Here is a 714-nt window from a genome sequence, read left to right as displayed (position 1 = left end):
CCCGGGTGGGTGTATGTGCTGTACGGCGGGTGTACCTATGTCTGTGGGGATTAATACCCTGTTAAGACAGAAGCCCGATCGTTTATTGATCGAACCGACAGGCTTAGGGCACCCCAAGCAAGTTATCGCCACTTTAACTTCTGCCCAATATCAGCCTTATGTTGACCTCAAAGCGACCATTGCATTAGTCGATCCGAGTCATTTAAGTAATGATAAATATGTGACGAATCAAAATTTTAATGATCAATTAGCCAGTGCGGATGTGATTGTTGCCAATAAAGTTGACCAAGCAACGCCAACAGATATTGAGGTTTTCCGGACTTGGTTAGCCAGACAGCAACCAGCGAAAGCGGCTTATCAATTCGTCAGTCAGGGCAATTTACCGTTCTCGATGCTTGATATAGAGCGTCGTGCGGAAAGTGCATCAAGCCATATCGAAGCTCATCACCATCATCATGCGCAATTAGAGCCACAGTTTGCCTTAGCACCGGGACAAGCATTCCTACGTAAAGAAAATCGTGGTCAAGGCTACTACAGTTGTGGCTGGCTATTCGGTGCGGAGTATCTATTTGATTTTGATGAGTTATTTTCAATGCTTAGTGCCTTAACCGCTGAACGAGTGAAAGGGGTGCTGAATACGAGTAAAGGTTGTTATGCTTTTAATGCCAATAACGGGGTGTTATCGGTTAACGAGTTAACCCTACAAGGCTTTGA

At 45.1% G+C, this 714-nt stretch carries 1 protein-coding gene; it reads left to right on the top strand.

The features are described 5' to 3' along the window. Positions 1-714, top strand: a 714-nt coding sequence (locus B7C60_RS08785; RefSeq protein WP_245869062.1) for a CobW family GTP-binding protein, incomplete at both ends; no start/stop codon positions are given.

Origin of the sequence: Vibrio fujianensis (genome assembly GCF_002749895.1) — a bacterium.
GTDB lineage: Bacteria > Pseudomonadota > Gammaproteobacteria > Enterobacterales > Vibrionaceae > Vibrio > Vibrio fujianensis.
This window is presented reverse-complemented; position numbering and strand designations above follow the sequence as displayed.